Annotated in this window: 21 protein-coding genes and 1 riboswitch; of the genes, 6 read left to right on the top strand and 15 right to left on the bottom strand. The window is 34.6% G+C overall.

Annotated elements, in window-relative coordinates; genetic code table 11:
* Positions 1-58: 58 nt before the first annotated feature.
* Both BCR22_RS10635 and BCR22_RS10630 read right to left on the bottom strand, forming a co-directional pair.
* Positions 59-1501, bottom strand: coding sequence for a RecQ family ATP-dependent DNA helicase (locus BCR22_RS10635; RefSeq protein ID WP_069654876.1), 1443 nt, complete (start codon positions 1499-1501; stop codon positions 59-61).
* Positions 1498-2529, bottom strand: a complete 1032-nt coding sequence (locus BCR22_RS10630; RefSeq protein WP_069654875.1) for a YpbB family protein — start codon at positions 2527-2529, stop codon at positions 1498-1500. Before BCR22_RS10630 ends, BCR22_RS10635 begins: the two co-directional genes overlap by 4 nt.
* Before the next feature lie 39 nt (positions 2530-2568).
* Between BCR22_RS10630 and BCR22_RS10625 the strand changes: the two genes are divergently transcribed.
* The gene (locus BCR22_RS10625; RefSeq protein WP_069654874.1) at positions 2569-2781 is read left to right on the top strand and encodes a ferredoxin; all 213 of its coding nucleotides are present in this window, start codon (positions 2569-2571) and stop codon (positions 2779-2781) included.
* An 81-nt stretch (positions 2782-2862) separates the two neighbouring features.
* Here BCR22_RS10625 and BCR22_RS10620 read toward each other — a convergent pair whose 3' ends face one another.
* The 9 genes from BCR22_RS10620 to BCR22_RS10580 form a co-directional block, all read right to left on the bottom strand.
* Positions 2863-3585, bottom strand: coding sequence for an alpha/beta hydrolase (locus BCR22_RS10620; RefSeq protein ID WP_069654873.1), 723 nt, complete (start codon positions 3583-3585; stop codon positions 2863-2865).
* A gap of 134 nt (positions 3586-3719) precedes the next feature.
* Positions 3720-4328 carry an ECF transporter S component gene (locus BCR22_RS10615; RefSeq protein WP_069654872.1) on the bottom strand — a complete coding sequence of 203 codons (609 nt, stop codon included), beginning with the start codon at positions 4326-4328 and terminating at the stop codon, positions 3720-3722.
* A gap of 501 nt (positions 4329-4829) precedes the next feature.
* A riboswitch (FMN riboswitch) is annotated at positions 4830-4954 on the bottom strand.
* A gap of 147 nt (positions 4955-5101) precedes the next feature.
* Positions 5102-5818, bottom strand: coding sequence for a pseudouridine synthase (locus BCR22_RS10610; RefSeq protein ID WP_069654871.1), 717 nt, complete (start codon positions 5816-5818; stop codon positions 5102-5104).
* Positions 5819-6436, bottom strand: coding sequence for an SMC-Scp complex subunit ScpB (gene scpB / locus BCR22_RS10605; protein WP_069654870.1), 618 nt, complete (start codon positions 6434-6436; stop codon positions 5819-5821).
* A complete protein-coding gene (locus BCR22_RS10600) occupies positions 6433-7212 on the bottom strand; it encodes a segregation/condensation protein A (protein ID WP_069654869.1) in 780 nt (259 codons plus the stop codon). The genes scpB and BCR22_RS10600 overlap by 4 nt, the downstream gene beginning before the upstream one ends.
* A gap of 44 nt (positions 7213-7256) precedes the next feature.
* A complete protein-coding gene (locus BCR22_RS10595) occupies positions 7257-7619 on the bottom strand; it encodes a GNAT family N-acetyltransferase (protein WP_069654868.1) in 363 nt (120 codons plus the stop codon).
* 24 nt (positions 7620-7643) lie between these two features.
* Entirely contained in the window at positions 7644-8534 is an 891-nt protein-coding gene (gene xerD, locus BCR22_RS10590) for a site-specific tyrosine recombinase XerD (RefSeq protein ID WP_069654867.1), read from the bottom strand.
* Positions 8535-8694: 160 nt separating this feature from the next.
* Positions 8695-9627, bottom strand: coding sequence for an alpha/beta hydrolase (locus tag BCR22_RS10585; protein ID WP_069654866.1), 933 nt, complete (start codon positions 9625-9627; stop codon positions 8695-8697).
* A gap of 261 nt (positions 9628-9888) precedes the next feature.
* A complete protein-coding gene (locus BCR22_RS10580) occupies positions 9889-10980 on the bottom strand; it encodes a DUF871 domain-containing protein (RefSeq protein WP_069654865.1) in 1092 nt (363 codons plus the stop codon).
* 177 nt (positions 10981-11157) lie between these two features.
* Between BCR22_RS10580 and BCR22_RS10575 the strand changes: the two genes are divergently transcribed.
* Together BCR22_RS10575 and BCR22_RS10570 are read left to right on the top strand one after the other, a co-directional pair.
* Positions 11158-11916: a peptidylprolyl isomerase gene (locus BCR22_RS10575; protein ID WP_069654864.1), complete on the top strand. Its 759-nt coding sequence runs from the start codon at positions 11158-11160 to the stop codon at positions 11914-11916.
* 207 nt (positions 11917-12123) lie between these two features.
* The gene (locus BCR22_RS10570; RefSeq protein WP_069654863.1) at positions 12124-12339 is read left to right on the top strand and encodes a hypothetical protein; all 216 of its coding nucleotides are present in this window, start codon (positions 12124-12126) and stop codon (positions 12337-12339) included.
* 95 nt (positions 12340-12434) lie between these two features.
* On the opposite strand, the gene BCR22_RS10565 is transcribed toward BCR22_RS10570, so the two are convergent.
* Together BCR22_RS10565 and BCR22_RS10560 are read right to left on the bottom strand one after the other, a co-directional pair.
* Entirely contained in the window at positions 12435-12809 is a 375-nt protein-coding gene (locus tag BCR22_RS10565; protein WP_069654862.1) for a YxeA family protein, read from the bottom strand.
* 124 nt (positions 12810-12933) lie between these two features.
* On the bottom strand, positions 12934-13482 hold the full coding sequence (locus BCR22_RS10560; protein ID WP_069654861.1) for a TetR/AcrR family transcriptional regulator: 549 nt from the start codon (positions 13480-13482) through the stop codon (positions 12934-12936).
* Positions 13483-13778: 296 nt separating this feature from the next.
* On the opposite strand from BCR22_RS10560, the gene BCR22_RS10555 reads away from it, so the two are divergent.
* Both BCR22_RS10555 and BCR22_RS10550 read left to right on the top strand, forming a co-directional pair.
* The gene (locus BCR22_RS10555) at positions 13779-15107 is read left to right on the top strand and encodes a DUF1576 domain-containing protein (RefSeq protein ID WP_069654860.1); all 1329 of its coding nucleotides are present in this window, start codon (positions 13779-13781) and stop codon (positions 15105-15107) included.
* Positions 15085-15423, top strand: a complete 339-nt coding sequence (locus BCR22_RS10550; RefSeq protein WP_069654859.1) for a hypothetical protein — start codon at positions 15085-15087, stop codon at positions 15421-15423. Before BCR22_RS10555 ends, BCR22_RS10550 begins: the two co-directional genes overlap by 23 nt.
* 46 nt (positions 15424-15469) lie before the next feature.
* Here the strand turns inward: BCR22_RS10550 and BCR22_RS10545 are convergent, their stop codons facing one another.
* Positions 15470-15715, bottom strand: a complete 246-nt coding sequence (locus BCR22_RS10545) for a KH domain-containing protein (RefSeq protein ID WP_069654858.1) — start codon at positions 15713-15715, stop codon at positions 15470-15472.
* Positions 15716-15726: 11 nt separating this feature from the next.
* Positions 15727-16002, bottom strand: a complete 276-nt coding sequence (gene rpsP, locus BCR22_RS10540) for a 30S ribosomal protein S16 (protein ID WP_010761445.1) — start codon at positions 16000-16002, stop codon at positions 15727-15729.
* Between the two features lie 250 nt (positions 16003-16252).
* Between rpsP and BCR22_RS10535 the strand changes: the two genes are divergently transcribed.
* A complete protein-coding gene (locus BCR22_RS10535; RefSeq protein ID WP_069654857.1) occupies positions 16253-16804 on the top strand; it encodes an NADPH-dependent FMN reductase in 552 nt (183 codons plus the stop codon).
* Positions 16805-16822 lie beyond the last annotated feature (18 nt).

The following is a 16822-nucleotide window of genomic DNA, read 5'->3' as shown; positions in this document are numbered from 1 at the left end:
TCTCGTTTGCTATTATACCACAGCTTTCTATCAACTGCAGTCTAAAAAAAGATTATTTTTATTCTTTAAATAATCTTATTAAAATGTCCTCCCATTGTTCGGAGATTTCGTTTTCTTCTGGTGATTGTACTATTTGAACTTTGTAGTTGTCAAAAGATAAGTCGCATCGATCACAACAATTTTCTTGGTTTATTTCTGCGATTGTTTCTGAAAAATACTGCTGAATAAACACCCGACGGCATTTTTCTTCATTAATATAGTTTAACATAGCATCCAACTGTTGTTGACGTTCTTTCTCTTTTCTTAATAATCTTTGTTCTAACTCTTCAATCGTGTACTCTTTTTCTAAATAACCTTGTAGCCATTTTTGCTGAATTTCATTTAGTGTAGGTAAAACATTGTCTTGATTGTCTGAGTGTATTTCAGCTAATTCGTTTAACAGCTCTCGGTCAAGCCGACTTTCTGATTGGAAATAATAGTGAATTGATTCATCACCCTTTTGATAGAGTAAAATCGCGACACTAGCCTGACCATCACGACCTGCTCGACCAATTTCTTGTACATAATTTTCTAAACTATCAGGACAATCGTAGTGAATAACAAAGCGCACATCTGGTTTATCAATTCCCATACCAAAAGCATTTGTTGCACATAAAACATCTAATTGGTTTGAGACGAATTGCTGTTGTAATAAACTGCGCTCATTGGCTGTCAGTCCCCCGTGGTAGAATGCTGATTTTAAATTTGTTTGGTCGTTGATGACACGATTCACTCTCTCAGCCATCTTTCTAGTTGCGCAGTAAACAATTCCTCTGTTTGTTAATTGTGTCAAATAGGAAATCAGTGTCTCGTCTTTTTCAGTTGTTTGATTAACAATCAAACCGATATTAGGCCGATTCACAGAAAAAATGACTTCTGAAATTGGTTCACGATGAGAAAAGATTTGTTTCATTATTTCCTTTTTTACAGCTGGTGTTGCCGTGGCAGTTAAGGCTAAAGTCAATGGATAACCACACTCTGCTTGGATTTTAGCTAATTTGGTGTATTCTGGTCTAAAATCGACACCCCACTGGGAAACGCAATGCGCTTCGTCTACCACAAACAAAGCAATAGTTAACTCAGAAATTCTTTTTCGAACCTCTTTTTGGCTTAGCGTTTCAGGACTAATTAAAATAAATTTGTAGTCACTTAGATGATCAAGTACATATTGTTTTTCCATAAAGGACAAACTACTATTCAAGGCGATAACCTTGGCTTCACCTTTTTTCTGAAGTTGGTATACTTGGTCTTCCATCAATGACAGAAGCGGGGAAACAATGATCACTGTGCCGTTAAGTAATTGTCCAACTAATTGATAGCATAATGATTTCCCTGTACCAGTTGGTAAAACAGCTAACGTATCACGTTTCTTTAAAAGCTGCTGGATTACTTCTTTTTGCCCAGGTTTAAACGTACTAAAACCAAAATTTTCCTGCAATATTTGCTCTAAATCGATTGTCATTGTCTAAAGTCTCTTTCTTCCCTAAGTTTTTGAATTTGATATAAACGAAATTCAAAGTAGTCAAGTTCTGGCATTATTTGTTTGATGGAATAATAGACCCAATCTTGATAGGGTTTTGGGTATTCAAGTAAGTATTGATTTGTCTTTTTTGATATAAACTGTTCAAACGGAAAATTTTTCGTTAAAGCTAATTCCATAAGATGATCTTTAATCGTACTTACCTTGACCCTTCTTTGCTGAGCCAATGCCTCTAAAGATAGCTGCGCTTCCAAATATGACCAAGTTTCGCTCATACTCTTATTTTCATTTTGTCTCACTAGCGGTAAAATCAGCTTCTTTAGGAAGCTATCCTCTGGCATTTGACAAATTATATCCAGTAAATGATGGAGTTTTTCTTTTTTACTCAAAAACTGCTCAAAGGGATCCGCTTGATTATCCATTAGTTGAAAAGAAGTTTTACCTATTAATTGATAGCCGGAAAATTGTTGCGCGAAATAATTCGCCTCATCTTTTGTTAATTGAGAAAAAAGTTGCATCCATTCTTTTTTTACAGTTCCGATCAATTGTGCTTTCGTTGTTGACCTTAGGAACAGTTTGATTTGTTTCTGATATAGTGGCGACTGTTCTAGAGGAATGTAGTTTTTATGATTGTAGGACAAGTTCGAAACCACTTGCACTGTAAACTGTAAGAATCGCCAAATTATTTCGTCTGTTTTACCAAAACGATAATGATCGATCCAAGAAAAATGATTGCCCTCTTCAAGCACGATCTGCTTCCCTTTTGCGGTTATCTGAACCCTGCTATCTGACATTAAACACAATAACTCTTGCTTAACTAATTCATCTAGTATAGTATTAAATTGCTTTTCAGATAATAATGGAAATAACTGAAAAAAACGTAAATTTTCGTATAGAAAACCATATAGTAATACGGAGCTTGTCCGTTTGCCTTTTAAAAGGTGGTACAAAGTCGAAGTTCGTACCTTGTATCCGTGCTGAAATAACGCTAAAATAAAGTAAGGTTCCATATTTCCACCTCTTTCAATGATAGAATAGGATGTGCTCTTATGTTATGTAAAATTATTCCTGAAAAATGTATCGCTTGCGGATTATGCCAAGTTTATGCACCAGAAATTTTTGATTATAATGATGATGGGATCGTCATTTTAAAGAATGATGGTCAGGCCCAACAAGAATTTGTTCCCAAAAACGAACAAAACAATGCGTTAACAGCGTACCGCAAATGTCCTGTTCGTGCAATAGAGATCATCGAAAAATAATAAATAGTTTCTCACTTTCACACTAGAAATAAAAGAAGGAGAGAATGCTTGTCTAAAGACTATATTCTCTCCTTTTATTCTTTATTTTATTGATTTTAGCCAATCAATTAGTTGATTGGCAACAGCTTCTTGTTGTTCGTCATTATTGATTCCAGCGGGTTTGTCCCCTTTTTGCTCACCGTAGCTACCAAATCCAGCATGATTTCCGCCTTTGATTTCTTGAAAAACAGTTTGTTTGGGTAAATATTTTTTCGCTTGCTCATACGCATCCCAATTTAAAACACCATCTTTAGATCCTGTCAGTGAAAGAACTTGTCCTTTAAAGGATGAAAGACTACCTTTTTCATCAGGGTAACTGGCTAAGAAAAATACACCTTTTAATCCACTATTATCTTGTTCGGTTGCAAAGCGACTAGCCATAACGCCACCTAAGGAATGCCCGCCGATCACGTAATCTGTTAGATCATTAGAACGTATGATTTGCTCCGCTTTATTTTGACCTAAAACAGCCAAATTTAAGGGTTCTTTTACTAGATAAACCGAATATCCAGCCTCTGCCACTTTCTCAGCCCAAATACTATAGCTGGCACTTTCAACTAAAGCTCCTTGATAAAAAATTAGTGCGGGTTTCTCTTTATCCCCTTTAAAAAACAATACATCCTTCTCATCTGTTGCTTTTTGTGATGCTTCTAAGGCCATTGTCGTCGGAGTATATGTAATGGTTTTTACATAAAATAAACCTACTAAAATCAATGCTATCAATACACCCATAAACCAAAGTAATCGTTTTTGCCATTTTTTCATCGTTGTTCTCCTCTCTTCATCTTTTCTATTTTAACAAAAATTTCCATGGAACTAGAAGAATTTGTATTGACGAACAAAAAAACACAGAGCAAAACACGTCGTCCCACTCTATGTTTAGAGATTCTATCAATCGTTTATTTCGTTAATGTTTTTTTATCACTCAACTGATATTGTTTTCTAGACAGCCATGGCAAAAGTTTTGCATGAAGGACCAAGAAAACGGCACTCACGATTGCACCTTTTATCAAATTGAATGGAATAATGCCAATCGTAACATATTTTGCTAAAGACATTCCTAAGAATTGCCCAGCTGATACGCCAAATAATTGTAAATAAATTGGTGTGATGACAAAGTAATTCGCAACACCCATAAAAACAGTGAGCGCAATAATTCCTGTAGAAACACCTAAAATTTTGTTTGAACGTTTGTCGCTTCCTCGCTTGAAAAAATAATACATCGGCAAAGTGAAGACAGTGGTTGCAAAAAAGCTGGCGGCATCTCCCACTAAGTTTTGTGGCGATGCTCCTGTCGTAAATAGATGCAATACTGATCTTATGAAAGCAGTACTTATTCCAGCTAGTGGGCCGAACAAAAACATACTGATCATAACGGGAATATCGCTAAAGTCAATCTTTAAAAAAACTAATGACGGTATAATTGGAAACGCCACATATTGTAAAACCACACCGATTGCTGCTAACATTGCTACACTTACCATTTTTTGTACCTTGTTGTTTCGCATATGAAATCCTCCTGTTTAAGGACCCATCTTCAAACGAACTTTTCTAAACTGACTTTTTCATCGATTACTCTTGATTTGTTGTGTGGTGGTGCTTGGCTGAACAACAGAGTTTGCATCACTATATACTGCTAGGTTATTTCCTAATTTATTGAAAATTTCTTAGCAGTTGTTGAGTGTACAGCAGTATTTCGTTTTAAAAGAGACTCACTCATATTTCATTTTGGTTAAATATAGTGTTTTACAATGAAGGTGACTTCTCTTATTTCACTCGAAAAACACTATTCACCCTCTACTCTGTTGTCCCACGATTCTTCATGGTTTACAACAATAAAACTGAATCGAAGTGTCGTGTTTCAGCATGAAGGAAACGTATCTCACCAAGTACTATTTACATCTACGTCTGGCAAAGCCAGTCGCAGTGTTTTACAGCAAAAAACTCTATTTTCCAACAGGGAAAATAGAGTAGAGTTATCTTATCTGAAAAATGCCAATTCAAATAAGCCCTATCTTCTTTATCCAGACTTTACTGTCGGTATTGGAATTTCACCAATTCAGCCACCTCAAATGAAGTAGGTCGTGGACTATAACCACCGGTCGGGAATTTCACCCTGCCCCTGAAGACGAACCTTTATTAATTTTTTTGTACAAGTACAGTATACAACCTTTTAAAAAAAAAGCAATATATTTGTTCACAAGGTCACATATACAGCAATTGACCCATTATAAATATGAGTTAAAACTAAATTTAGTTTCAACTCATATTCCTAATAAGATTACTTTGATTGATTCATTAAGATACTGATTTCTTTTTTATTTAAGTTACGGTATTCACCTGGACGTAGTCCTTTTAAGGTCAAGTCACCGTATTTTTCTCTTTTTAATTTTTGAACTGGGTAACCAACTGCTTGCAGCATTTTTTTCACTTGGTGATTACGACCTTCATGAATCGTCAATTCAACAATACTTGTGTTCGTTTTAAGATCAACAGATATGATCTCAAAAGCAGCAGGTGCAGTCTTATAGCCTTCGATTTTCATTCCCTTAGTCAACGGAAGCAAATCATGTTTTTTAGCTAATCCTTTTACTTTTGCTACATACACCTTATCGATTTCATGCCTTGGGTGAGTCAATCTTTGAGAAAATTCACCGTCATTTGTTAAAAGCAGCAATCCAGATGTATCATAATCCAATCTTCCAACAGGATAAATTCGTTCTTTGATGTGAGCAAAAAAGTCCGTCACAACTTTTCTGCCTTTGTCATCAGAAACAGCTGAAATAACACCTTTTGGTTTATAAAAAAGATAATAACCATATTCTTCTTTGTAAATCGGTACATCATCTACTTCGACTTTGTCATTTTTCCCTACTTGTGTTCCTAATTCTCGAATAATTTTTCCATTTACTTTTACTCGTCCATTGACGATATATTCTTCTGCTTTTCTGCGTGATGCAATGCCTGCATGCGCAATAACCTTTTGAAGTCTTTCCATTTAGTTTTCTTCCTCCGATTCATTTGTGTCCGTTGGTAATTCTTCTTCATTTAACTCTTTGTAACGGTCGAAAAAGAGGTCTAAAGGTAACTCTTCAGCGATTTCTTCTTCCATTTGATGAATGTCTGGCAGCTCTTCTAAGGATCTTAAACCAAAATAATCCATAAAATAAGCCGTAGTTCCATACAAAATAGCGCGACCGGGCCCGTCTACCCGTCCTTTTTCTTCGATCAATTGACGGGCAACTAGTTTTTGCATTGAACCTGCCGACTGAACACCTCTAATTTCATCTATTTCAACTCTTGAAATTGGTTGTTTATAAGCAACGATCGATAATGTTTCGAGCGCTGCTTGAGACAACGAGTTGGAGATAGGGGATTGCGCATATTTTTTTAATAATGGTGCAAAGACTTTTTTAGTTGAAAGTATGAAGTGATTGCCAACTTCTAAAATATTTAGAGCTGCTTGTTTATCTGATTCATAGCGTTCTTTTAAAGTGGTCAAGGCTTCGTATGTTTTGGCGGTAGATAATTCCAATAAATAAGATAATTCTTCTAATCCAATACCTTCTTCACCAACAACAAATAGAATCGCTTCGATTTGACTTACTGTTGTCACGCCGTTTCCTCCGTATTTGTTTCAATCTCTTCGGATGTATTATAAAGTAAAATAGTACTATAATTATCCTCTTGTTCTACATGAACAATTCCTTTTTTCATTAATTCCAACAAAGCCATAAAAGTCGTAACGACTTCTTGTTTAGAATATGAAGTGAAAAAAGAGTCAAACTGTATCGGTGTTTTCCGATCGATCTGACGCATTTTTTGAGTGATTGTTGCAATCTTTTCCTCAATCGAAACATCATCCCCTGCAACCGTCGTTTCAACTGGCTGACGACTTTTTTTCTTTTCTAGCATTGCATGAAAAGCTAGAAAAAGATCGATCGTATTCAATTGATTCGGTTCTAATAAAGGATTGTCTTCTTTGTATTCATCGATATCCATTGGTTCTTTTGTATAATAAAGGCTTCTTTCGGATTCTTTTTCATGCAAAAGACCTGCGGCATATTTAAATTTCCGATATTCAAGTAATTGCGCAACCAACGCGTCTCGAGGATCTTCCCCATCAAGAATCTCATCGTCTTCTGCCATTTCCAACTCTTGTTTAGGTAAAAGCATCTTACTTTTGATTGCCATCAATGTCGCTGCCATCACTAAATATTCGCCAGCAATCTCTAATTCCAAAGTTTTCATTGTATGGATATAGTTCATATACTGTTCTGTTACAGCAGCGATTGGAATATCGTAAATATCAATTTCTAATTTTTGAATCAGATGCAGTAGAAGATCGAGCGGACCTTCAAATACATCTAATTTAACATTAATTTCCTGCAAGGTTATCCAACTTTCTTTTTCAACGCTTTAGTTTACCATAAAATTCAGGCGTTGTGTTCTTTCCACTTAGATAAATATGAAGATGTAGCTAATGTTCCGTAAATTTTTGTATCAGGATACAGCTCAGTTAGTTCATTTAACAAAATGAAGCCAAGATTTTCACCTCTAAAAGAAGGATTGATCGATATATCATGTAAAATCATCCCATCAGCTGTTTCTAACTCTATCCCAATAATTCCTTGAATATTTTGTTCTCCGACTGGTGTCCAAAAAAGTAAATAAAAGTGATCGTCAGTTTCATATGTATCTATTTCTTTTAGTAACGAGTGATACTCTGTTAATTTTTGATGGAAACTTAAAAGACCCATTGCAATTTTTCTTTGCTCTTTTCGATAATACGTTAACATGATCTCACCTTCTTTTTTTATTCGTTAAGCCCTTGGGAAGTGCTGCTTATAAACATCCGCCATTCGCTGTTTCGTGATATGAGTATAGATTTGAGTCGTAGAAATATCTGCATGACCTAAGAGTTCTTGTACAATTCTTAAATCAGCCCCGTTTTCTAATAAGTGTGTCGCAAAACTATGACGAAGCGTATGTGGCGTAATCGTTTTATTAATTCCAGCTTCCTGTACAATTTGTTTCAAGTTTTTCCAAACTCCTTGTCTTGACAAGGAGTTCCCGTGATGATTTACAAATAGATGTGTTTCATTTTGATTTTTTTTTATTAAGATTGGCCTAGCTTCTTCTAAATATTTTTCGATCCATTGAATCGCATAATCTCCTAAAGGTATAATCCGTTCTTTATCTCCTTTACCAATCGTCTGTAGTAAGCCGATCGACAAATGTAAATCGCCTATTTTCAAATCAACTAATTCACTTACTCGTAACCCAGTTGCGTACATGACTTCTAAGATCGTTCGGTTTCTTATCCCTAGAGGCTTGGTTGTATCAGGCGTTTCGATTAAAGTCGTCACTTCTTCAATCGACAGTGTGCTCGGAAGCTTTTGCGCTTTTTTAGGCGAATCGATATGCTGCATTGGATCATGATCTGTATAGCGTTCTTGTCTTAAAAATTGATGAAACCCTCTCAGAGTTGAAATCATTCGAATAATGGTAGCAGACGCATTATTTTCATTATGTAAGGTTTGTAAATATTCCATAATTATGTAACGATCAATTACTTGCCAAGTCTCTACCTTTTGCTCTTTTAGAAAAGCAAAATATTTATGTAAGTCACGTTCATAGCTTTTTCTTGTGTTAAGAGATAGCCCACGTTCGATTTGTAAGTTATGCAGATAGTCAATAATTTGTTCTTCCATCTATTTTACCTCATTTCTTTTTATTATCATATCAAAGAATTCTAGTAGATGTATAGTTAAAGTAGCAAGAATCACAATTAATAAGCAGTCATTCTAAATAATGACTACTTTTTGCTTTAAAAAATCGTCACCAGCTGTTCATACTGGATGACGATTTTCATTAATCTACATATTTTTTTAAAAAGCGTTCAACGTTTTCTTTGTAAGCTTTAGGGTCAGCAGAATAGGATTTAGCGTGTTCTGCACCTTTGACAACAAATTTTTCCTTTGGTGCATCTGTGGCTTTGTATACTTCATCTAGCATTTCAAAAGGCACAAATTTGTCTGCATCGCCGTGTATAAACAACATCGGTACTTTATTTTTCTTCAGTTGTGCAATCGAGCTTGCTTCACCAAAGAAATAACCAGCACGAATTTTCGTGATCAAACTTGTAACAGGTACCAACGGAAATGATGGTAAATGAAACATATCTTTTAATTGATACGCTAATTCTTCATTTACTGTGGAATAACCACAGTCTTCAACGATTGCTTTAACATTTTCTGGTAACTTTTCACCACTGGTCATCATGACTGTAGCGCCACCCATACTAATCCCGTATAAGGTGATTTGAGCATCTTTACCATTTTCAGCTAATAATTTATCAATCCATTGTAAATAATCTTTTCGCTCTGGCCAACCAAAACCTATATAGTCGCCTTCACTTTCACCATGTCCTCTAGCATCTGGCACCAAAACATTATAGCCCCAATCATGGTACATTTTAGCAAAATTAGCCATCGTCTCTGCACTGCCCATGTAGCCGTGTGCCATAATAACATTTTTATCTGTTTTTCCTTCAGCCGGCAAATAGATTGCCTTTAACTTTAAACCATCTTTGGATGTTACATCCCAATAAGAACGATTACGTTTGTCTTTAAACCATTTTTCTTGAGGTGTTTTCACCTCGGTATCGGTTCCTGGTGTATCTCCAGCTAGAAAATCTTTTTTTGATGGAACAACGGCATAATTATAGAAATACATCCCTGCTCCTGTTAATACGATTACCAACAAAATTACTACAGCTATCAAAAATTTTACAATTCGATTCATCCTAATACTCCCCGTTTAAACGTATCACTCACAAAAACATGTGATTCTTAGACAAAGAATAAATAATACGATTTTTTAAATTCTTAAATAGTATAATGTTTTATTCCAATTTTCGCAATATTAATCATATACAAAAATATATTTTTCAGTTGAAAAAACTTTCAATATTATCCTGACTGGTAGAGTTTAACGAAAAAAGCTCTTTTAAGAAAAAATAAGATCAAATGAAAGTATTTTACTTCCAGTTTGATCTTATTACTATTAGTTATGTTCAATCAGTTTAAAACTAGACCACGGTTTCAAGAAGTCTAATAGGAATAATTCGTCGTCTGAAATGCGCCCAACGACATTCACTCGTCCATCGTTCTTCATTTCTTTCAGAGCAATCTGTGTTTCTCCTTTGTATTGATCATACCCCTCATTGTCGATCAACACGTCACCTTTCGTCATATTTCTTGTGTTGTGAGCTGGAAATTCACGGTCTTTAAAGTGAATACGCGTCATTGTTGAACGTAAAATATATTCTGAACGATCTCCACGATAACTGTGAAGGCTTGTGAATAAGACTTCTCTTTCATCATCAGTGATATCTTTTTCTACGTCTACTTTTATAGAAGGATATTCTGCATTAAATGCATCCGCCATTGCCTTTAGTTCCGCTTCTGAAGCATAAGCATTCCCCACTAAGATATCATCGATCAACCCCGTCAATACGAGATGTTTCACTTGGGTAGCAATTTCTAAATCACGATGGTCTTCTAACGAACACAATCCATCTTGTGTAGGCCAAGGACCAAAAGTAGCGTCATGTGAATTTACAAAAGCCATTGTATTTAAATTATATTTTCTAAATTTTTCTGAACAAAAAACAAAATGATCATAGCCTAAACCAGAGTAACGATGCGGATAAAAATTGTGAGATCCTAATAAGTTGTCTGTGTTTGGTGAATAACTCATAATATTATCTACGTAGTTTGTTCCTGAACTCATATTGATTTCTATTTTGATTCCATATGGATTTCTTGTCATACGTGCTTCTTCCGCTCCAGTAAATCCAACATCTAAACGCACACCATAAGCACCCATCTCATCAAAAAATGATAAGTCATCATACGAAATTTCTAATTGTTCAAATAAGGCAGGATTAATGTCGACCATAACTTCCATCCCAAGACTATTTGCATAATCAACCACTTTTTTAAACTCTGCTAGTACTTTTTCTTTGTCTTCTGTGATTTGAAGTAAACTTGTAAAAACACGTTTGAATCCGTATTTATTTGCTAGGTCTAGATACGCTTTATCCTTTTCAAAAGTTGATCGTTCTGGATAAATAGAAATACCTAATTTTCCCATTATCACTACCTCCTATGATTTGTATTGATTATAATGTATCCATTTTCATTATAGCAGAATAAGAAAAAGTGGTCTACACCTTTTAAGAATCTTAAAAATATTCCATTTTGACTAGCGGTTCTATAACGGATTTGTTATTATGAGATATAACGATTTTTGAAAGGAAGACTTAACTTTATGAAAACAAAAAAAATCATTGCTGCTACAGCTTTATTAACTGCTTTAGCATTGTTTGTAGCATGTGGTCCTAAAAATGAGAAAAAAACAGCAGATTCTTCTGCTACATCTTCAACAGAGACGAAATCATCTGAATCAGTAGATTTAAATTCACTAGAGCTACCTCAGTTATCTGATAAAGTCAGTGAAGATGAAGATTTAGTCGAAATGGTCACAACAGAAGGAACAATTGAAATCAAACTATTTCCTAAACAAGCACCAAAAACAGTCGAAAACTTTATGACACATGCAAAAGATGGGTATTATAATAATGTTACATTCCATCGCGTTATCAAAGATTTCATGATCCAAGGCGGAGATCCTAAGGGTGATGGTACTGGCGGTGAAAGTATCTGGGGTAAGTCGTTTGATGATGAAATCTCTAACCAATTATACAATCTGCGTGGCGCCTTATCGATGGCAAATGCTGGTACAGATGAAAAAGGCAATGGCACAAACGGTAGCCAATTCTTTATTGTTCAGAATGCTGAGGATAAGTCAGATGGCTTGCTAAAAGATGATTACCCAGAAAAAATTATCGATGCTTACAAAAAAGGTGGTACACCTTACCTAGATGGCAAACATACTGTTTTTGGTCAAGTGACTAAAGGAATGGATGTTGTTGATAAAATCGCTTCTGCTGAAACTGGAGAACAAGATAAACCTAAAAAAGACATTCGAATCGAAAAGATCAATATCTTGCAAGAAGCAAAAAAATAAATAGTTGAAGGAATGGTGATTCATCGCCATTCTTTTTTCTTTCAGATGCAAACAAATTAGTTATGTATGATGTAAAGATTTTTTACCTTTCTCGCTCTATTACACTAATATTTGATGAAAATATTTCTTTCTATATCCTCATGTATCAACGAATTACTATCTAATTTAGAAATAAAGTGGTATTGTTAACAAAAGAGGTGAAAACGAATGACGTTTAATCCACAAATCGAAACGCTCATACTTGAGGCTTCCTATCGGAAATCTCCTCATTTTGTAGCAAACGTGATCAATTTCCAGCAATATAACCAAGAAGACGTAAAAGACACTGCACAAAAATTAATTGAGGATGGACAAATTCATGCAACAATCCATTTCTATCATAATGATTTATGTACAATTGACTTTATACCTCAGGCTATTTGAATAACTTGATCAAAGAAACTGCCAGAAATCATCTGACCAAAAAGAGAACCTTACTGTTCCTCTTTTTGGTCAGATGATAATACTCTGGTAGTTTTTTATTTGTGCAGTTGCTTTAGTGCTTTTTCTGGAATATCCTGCTCTGAAACTTCTTCATAAGTCTCTATGTGTGCGCCTTTATTATAAATTTTCAAATAGCGATCTGTTTGTAATTCATGATCTGCTGTAAATATTATCTCTTTTGATTTTCCTTCTTTATCAAAAGATTGTTGTTTATATGTCGTAATGCCGTAACTATTAATACTGTCAGCCTTTTTTGTTTTCACATAAACTTCCCCTTCTGGAACTAACGGGTTTAATTGGTCAATCGTGCCAGAAAGTTCATCTGAATGATTTTGCGTATATAGTTTAGCTCCAAAAAGAGCTACTCCTCCAAGTATTGCTATTACAATGATTGTTTTGATTATTTTCACGATACTTCCTCCAACTTTCACTTGATAAAGTTAGTTTAGCATCAGAATAACAAAAAACAATCAGTCGAATAGACGAAATCAATCTAGTCCTTTTGACTGAGATAGTTCTCGGTCTCTGAATGGTTTAGCTTATTCCACTATTTTTTTCGATAGTTGTAAACAATGCAATCAATTGTCCTTCTGTTTGATTTACTATTCCAGAACCACTTAAAGAAGCGATGCCAGCTGCAACGATCCATATATTCTTATGTAACGTTTCAAGCTGTTCATTTGAAACTGTACGATAGTTGTCATCATTAAGAAGATATTTTTGAAATGAACTGAAAAATAATTTCTGTAATTCTTTCCCATATGAATGAGGTTCCACAAATAAAGAGATATATAATTTTTTGTTTGTTTTTGCTAGATCAATATAATTTAAGGCAAAATTCGCACAATTATTTGACGTTTTTATTTTAGAAAAGAATTCATTTTCTAAAAATACATGGATTGTTTTTAGTAATGTTAATTTTAACTCTTCCATATTTTTAAATTCAAGATAAATAGGTTGTGTTGAAATCTCCATGTGTTTTGCAACATTTCTCGCTGTGATAAATGAAAATCCTTTTTCTAGTAATAAATCTTGTGCAGCAGCTAAGATATGTTCTTTTTTATAAATTTTTTTCCTAACCAACAATAGTCCCTCCTTAATTTTTAAAGCAAAATAAACATGTGAAACGACTTAACCTGTGACAGAAAAGAGTGTAATATCTCACTTTTAAGCTTGATGATAATTTTTAAATTATCTAACTATTTATCTTATTAATATTACAATTTTATTTTACACTCTTTTGGCGGCTGATTTTATCAATATTTATGAATATGTCAGAAAAACATGATAATTTACTCGACTTTACTGAAATGGTATTGACCGATGAAGCTTTTACAAGCTATAGTTATGTTATTAAATAGATAATGGAGGTATTTTTTATGGCTAACAATAATGGCCAGACACTTTTTTTACACACTGATAAAAATCGTTCAGAAATGATCGATAAGAATAGAAACTATTATTTTCTGATTGGCTATTGCTTGATTTTAATTTTGATTGGCGTATTTAGTGAACCTCTTTCGTTTTTGTGGTCTGGTATGCTTCGAATCTTAACTTCACCTAGCAACTTATTAACTGATTATATTGAACTTGGAACATTTGGCAGCGCGTTTGTTAATAGTGGTTTGCTTACACTAATTAGTGTTTTACTTGCTAAAAAAGAAAATATTCCCATCAATGGTCCTATGATCGCTGCTTTGTTTACAGTATCTGGATGCTCATTTTTCGGAAAAAATATGTATAATTCGATTCCGATCATCGTTGGCGGGCTTTTTTATGCAAACATTGTAAAGAAACCTTTTTCACAGTTTATCGTTGTCAGCTTATTTGGGAGTGCCCTATCTCCTATTATTAGTTACCTCACTTTTGGGATCTCGTTACCTTTGATGTTTTCCATTCCGTTAGGATGTTCAGTGGGTATATTTATTGGGTTGATTTTACCACCTCTAGCCTCGCATATTCTGACCTTCCATAAAGGATTTTCGTTATATAATGTTGGTTTTACTTCTGGACTTATTGCTATGTTATTTACTGGTATTTTAAGGATGTTCGGCTGGAAGATTGAAGGGAAAAACTTAGTTTCAACTGATTATCATACTAAACTTCTTTTTTTTCTGCTGTTTTTATTTTTCATCATGTTTTTGCTTGGGTTTATTGTCAATCATTTTTCGCTGAAGGGATTAAAAGATATCAGCAAAACATCCGGGAAATTGATCACTGATTTTATTTCTATCTCAGGTGTAGGTGCTACTATGATGAATATGGCCCTGATGGGTTTGTTGCTTGTTGGTTATACTCAAATCAGTCATTCAACACTTAATGGACCGATTGTTGGCGCTATTTTATCTGCAGTTGGTTTTAGTGCGTTCGGTAATCATCTTCTCAATAGTCTCCCTTTGTTAGTTAGCGTCTTTTTGACCGCTCAAGTGTCTTCTGTTTTCGAGGTAAACCAAACAACAGTCGTGCTTGCGGGTATTTTCGGTACTGGGTTAGCACCAATTGCTGGATATTATGGCATCACGTTTGGCTTGATCGCCGGATTTTTACATATGTCGTTGGTCACAAATGTCAGTTATCTTCACGGTGGACTAAATCTTTATAATAATGGATTTTCTACTGGTTTTGTGGCAGCGGTCATGGTACCATTACTTGATAATATTTTACAGATCAGAAAGGTGAAACAACATGCAAGAAAGAGACAAAGCTAAGAGAATCATAGATGAATTATTGACTTACTTCTTTTCGAATGACATTGAAGAAATCCGTATTAGTGTTAACTTTACGTCTGAAGGTTTTTCTATTGCTATACAAGGAAATACTGAAGAAGAACCAGAAAATGTCCTGCATTTATTGGATTTATTAAACACACCAAGAGATCTAAGCATTGAGAGTTATTATGATGAATTACTTGGTATCACTCACCATGAAGAAGAAGATTATCACCTACTGGGTCTGATGATTGATGAAGCTGAAATCATTTTTGATGCACCAATTTTTGAGATTAAAGTATTTAGAAAAAAATAATTATTCAACAAAAAAAGCACCCAAAAATTTGGGTGCTTTTTTTGTGCTATTTGCCATCTACGATATTTAAACGAACTTTTTTAGGTCCTTCTACACGTACACTGTAAACAATTGTACGAATTGCTTTAGCAACACGTCCTTGCTTGCCAATGATACGCCCAATATCTTCAGGCGATACAGTCAAATTGTACTCTATAAAATCATCTGATTCTGCTATTTCCAAGTTGACCAGCTCAGGTTGACTGACTAATGGGCGAACGATAGTTAAGACTAACTCTTTCACATCTGTCATCATCTGTCACCTTATTTCTTTTCAAGTTTAGCTTCGTGGTGTTTTTTCATAACGCCTTCTTTTGAAAGGATGTTACGAACTGTATCTGAAGGCTGAGCGCCTTTAGACAACCAGTCTAAAACTAAATCTTCTTTTAAAACTACTTCTGCAGGATCTTTTAAAGGATTGTATGTTCCAACAGTTTCGATGAAACGTCCATCACGTGGAGAACGAGAATCTGCAACTACAATACGGTAAAAAGGACTCTTCTTAGAACCCATGCGTTTTAAGCGAATTTTAACTGACATTTTATATATTACACCTCCATTAACTTAATCACAAATGTTAGTTTACCAGATTTTCAGCAAGCTGTAAAGAGTTTTTTCTTGACACCTTTAAAAAAGCTTTAAACCGCTTATTATTGACACTCTTAGTAGCTAGTAATGAATAATGATTGCATACAACGTGTTGATGATTAAATAGTGATTTCTTGCAAAACTACCTTTTTCGAATTAAAATAAAATAAACAATGTTATTCAATGAATGGAGGACTATTTTATGAAGAAAAAAATTGGTTTTTTTGTCGGAAGTTTGAGAAAAGATTCTTATAGTAAAATAATTGCACATGCACTTTCAAGTTTGTTCCCAAAAGAATATGAACCTGTTTTTGTCGATTTGCATGAATTAGAAATGTATAATCAAGATTTTGATGATGAACGTACGCCTCCTGCTGCTTGGACGAAATTTAGAGAAGAAGTAAAGTCATTGTCTGGTCTTGTTTTCATCATACCCGAATACAATCGCTCTGTTCCAGGCGTTTTAAAAAATGCTTTAGATGTTGGTTCACGTCCTTACGGCCAAAGTGTTTGGGATGGTAAACCTGGTTTAGTTGTTAGTGTTTCCCCAGGTGCATTAAGTGCTTTCGGTGCAAATCATCATTTACGTCAATCACTTGTTTTCCTAAATGTCCCTACATTGCAACAGCCAGAAGCTTATATCGGCAATGTGGTAAATCTAATTAATGAAGATGGAACTATTGCTGAAAATACTATGAGTTTTTTCAAAACGATTGTTGATGCTTATCTTGTTTTTTTAGAGAAGAATAGTTAAACTAGCGATTTAGCTAAA

This window comes from Enterococcus plantarum (assembly GCF_001730295.1).
Taxonomy (GTDB): Bacteria; Bacillota; Bacilli; order Lactobacillales; family Enterococcaceae; genus Enterococcus_L; species Enterococcus_L plantarum.
The sequence above is the reverse complement of the archived record's forward strand: the minus strand, read 5'-3'. Positions and strand labels throughout refer to the sequence as shown.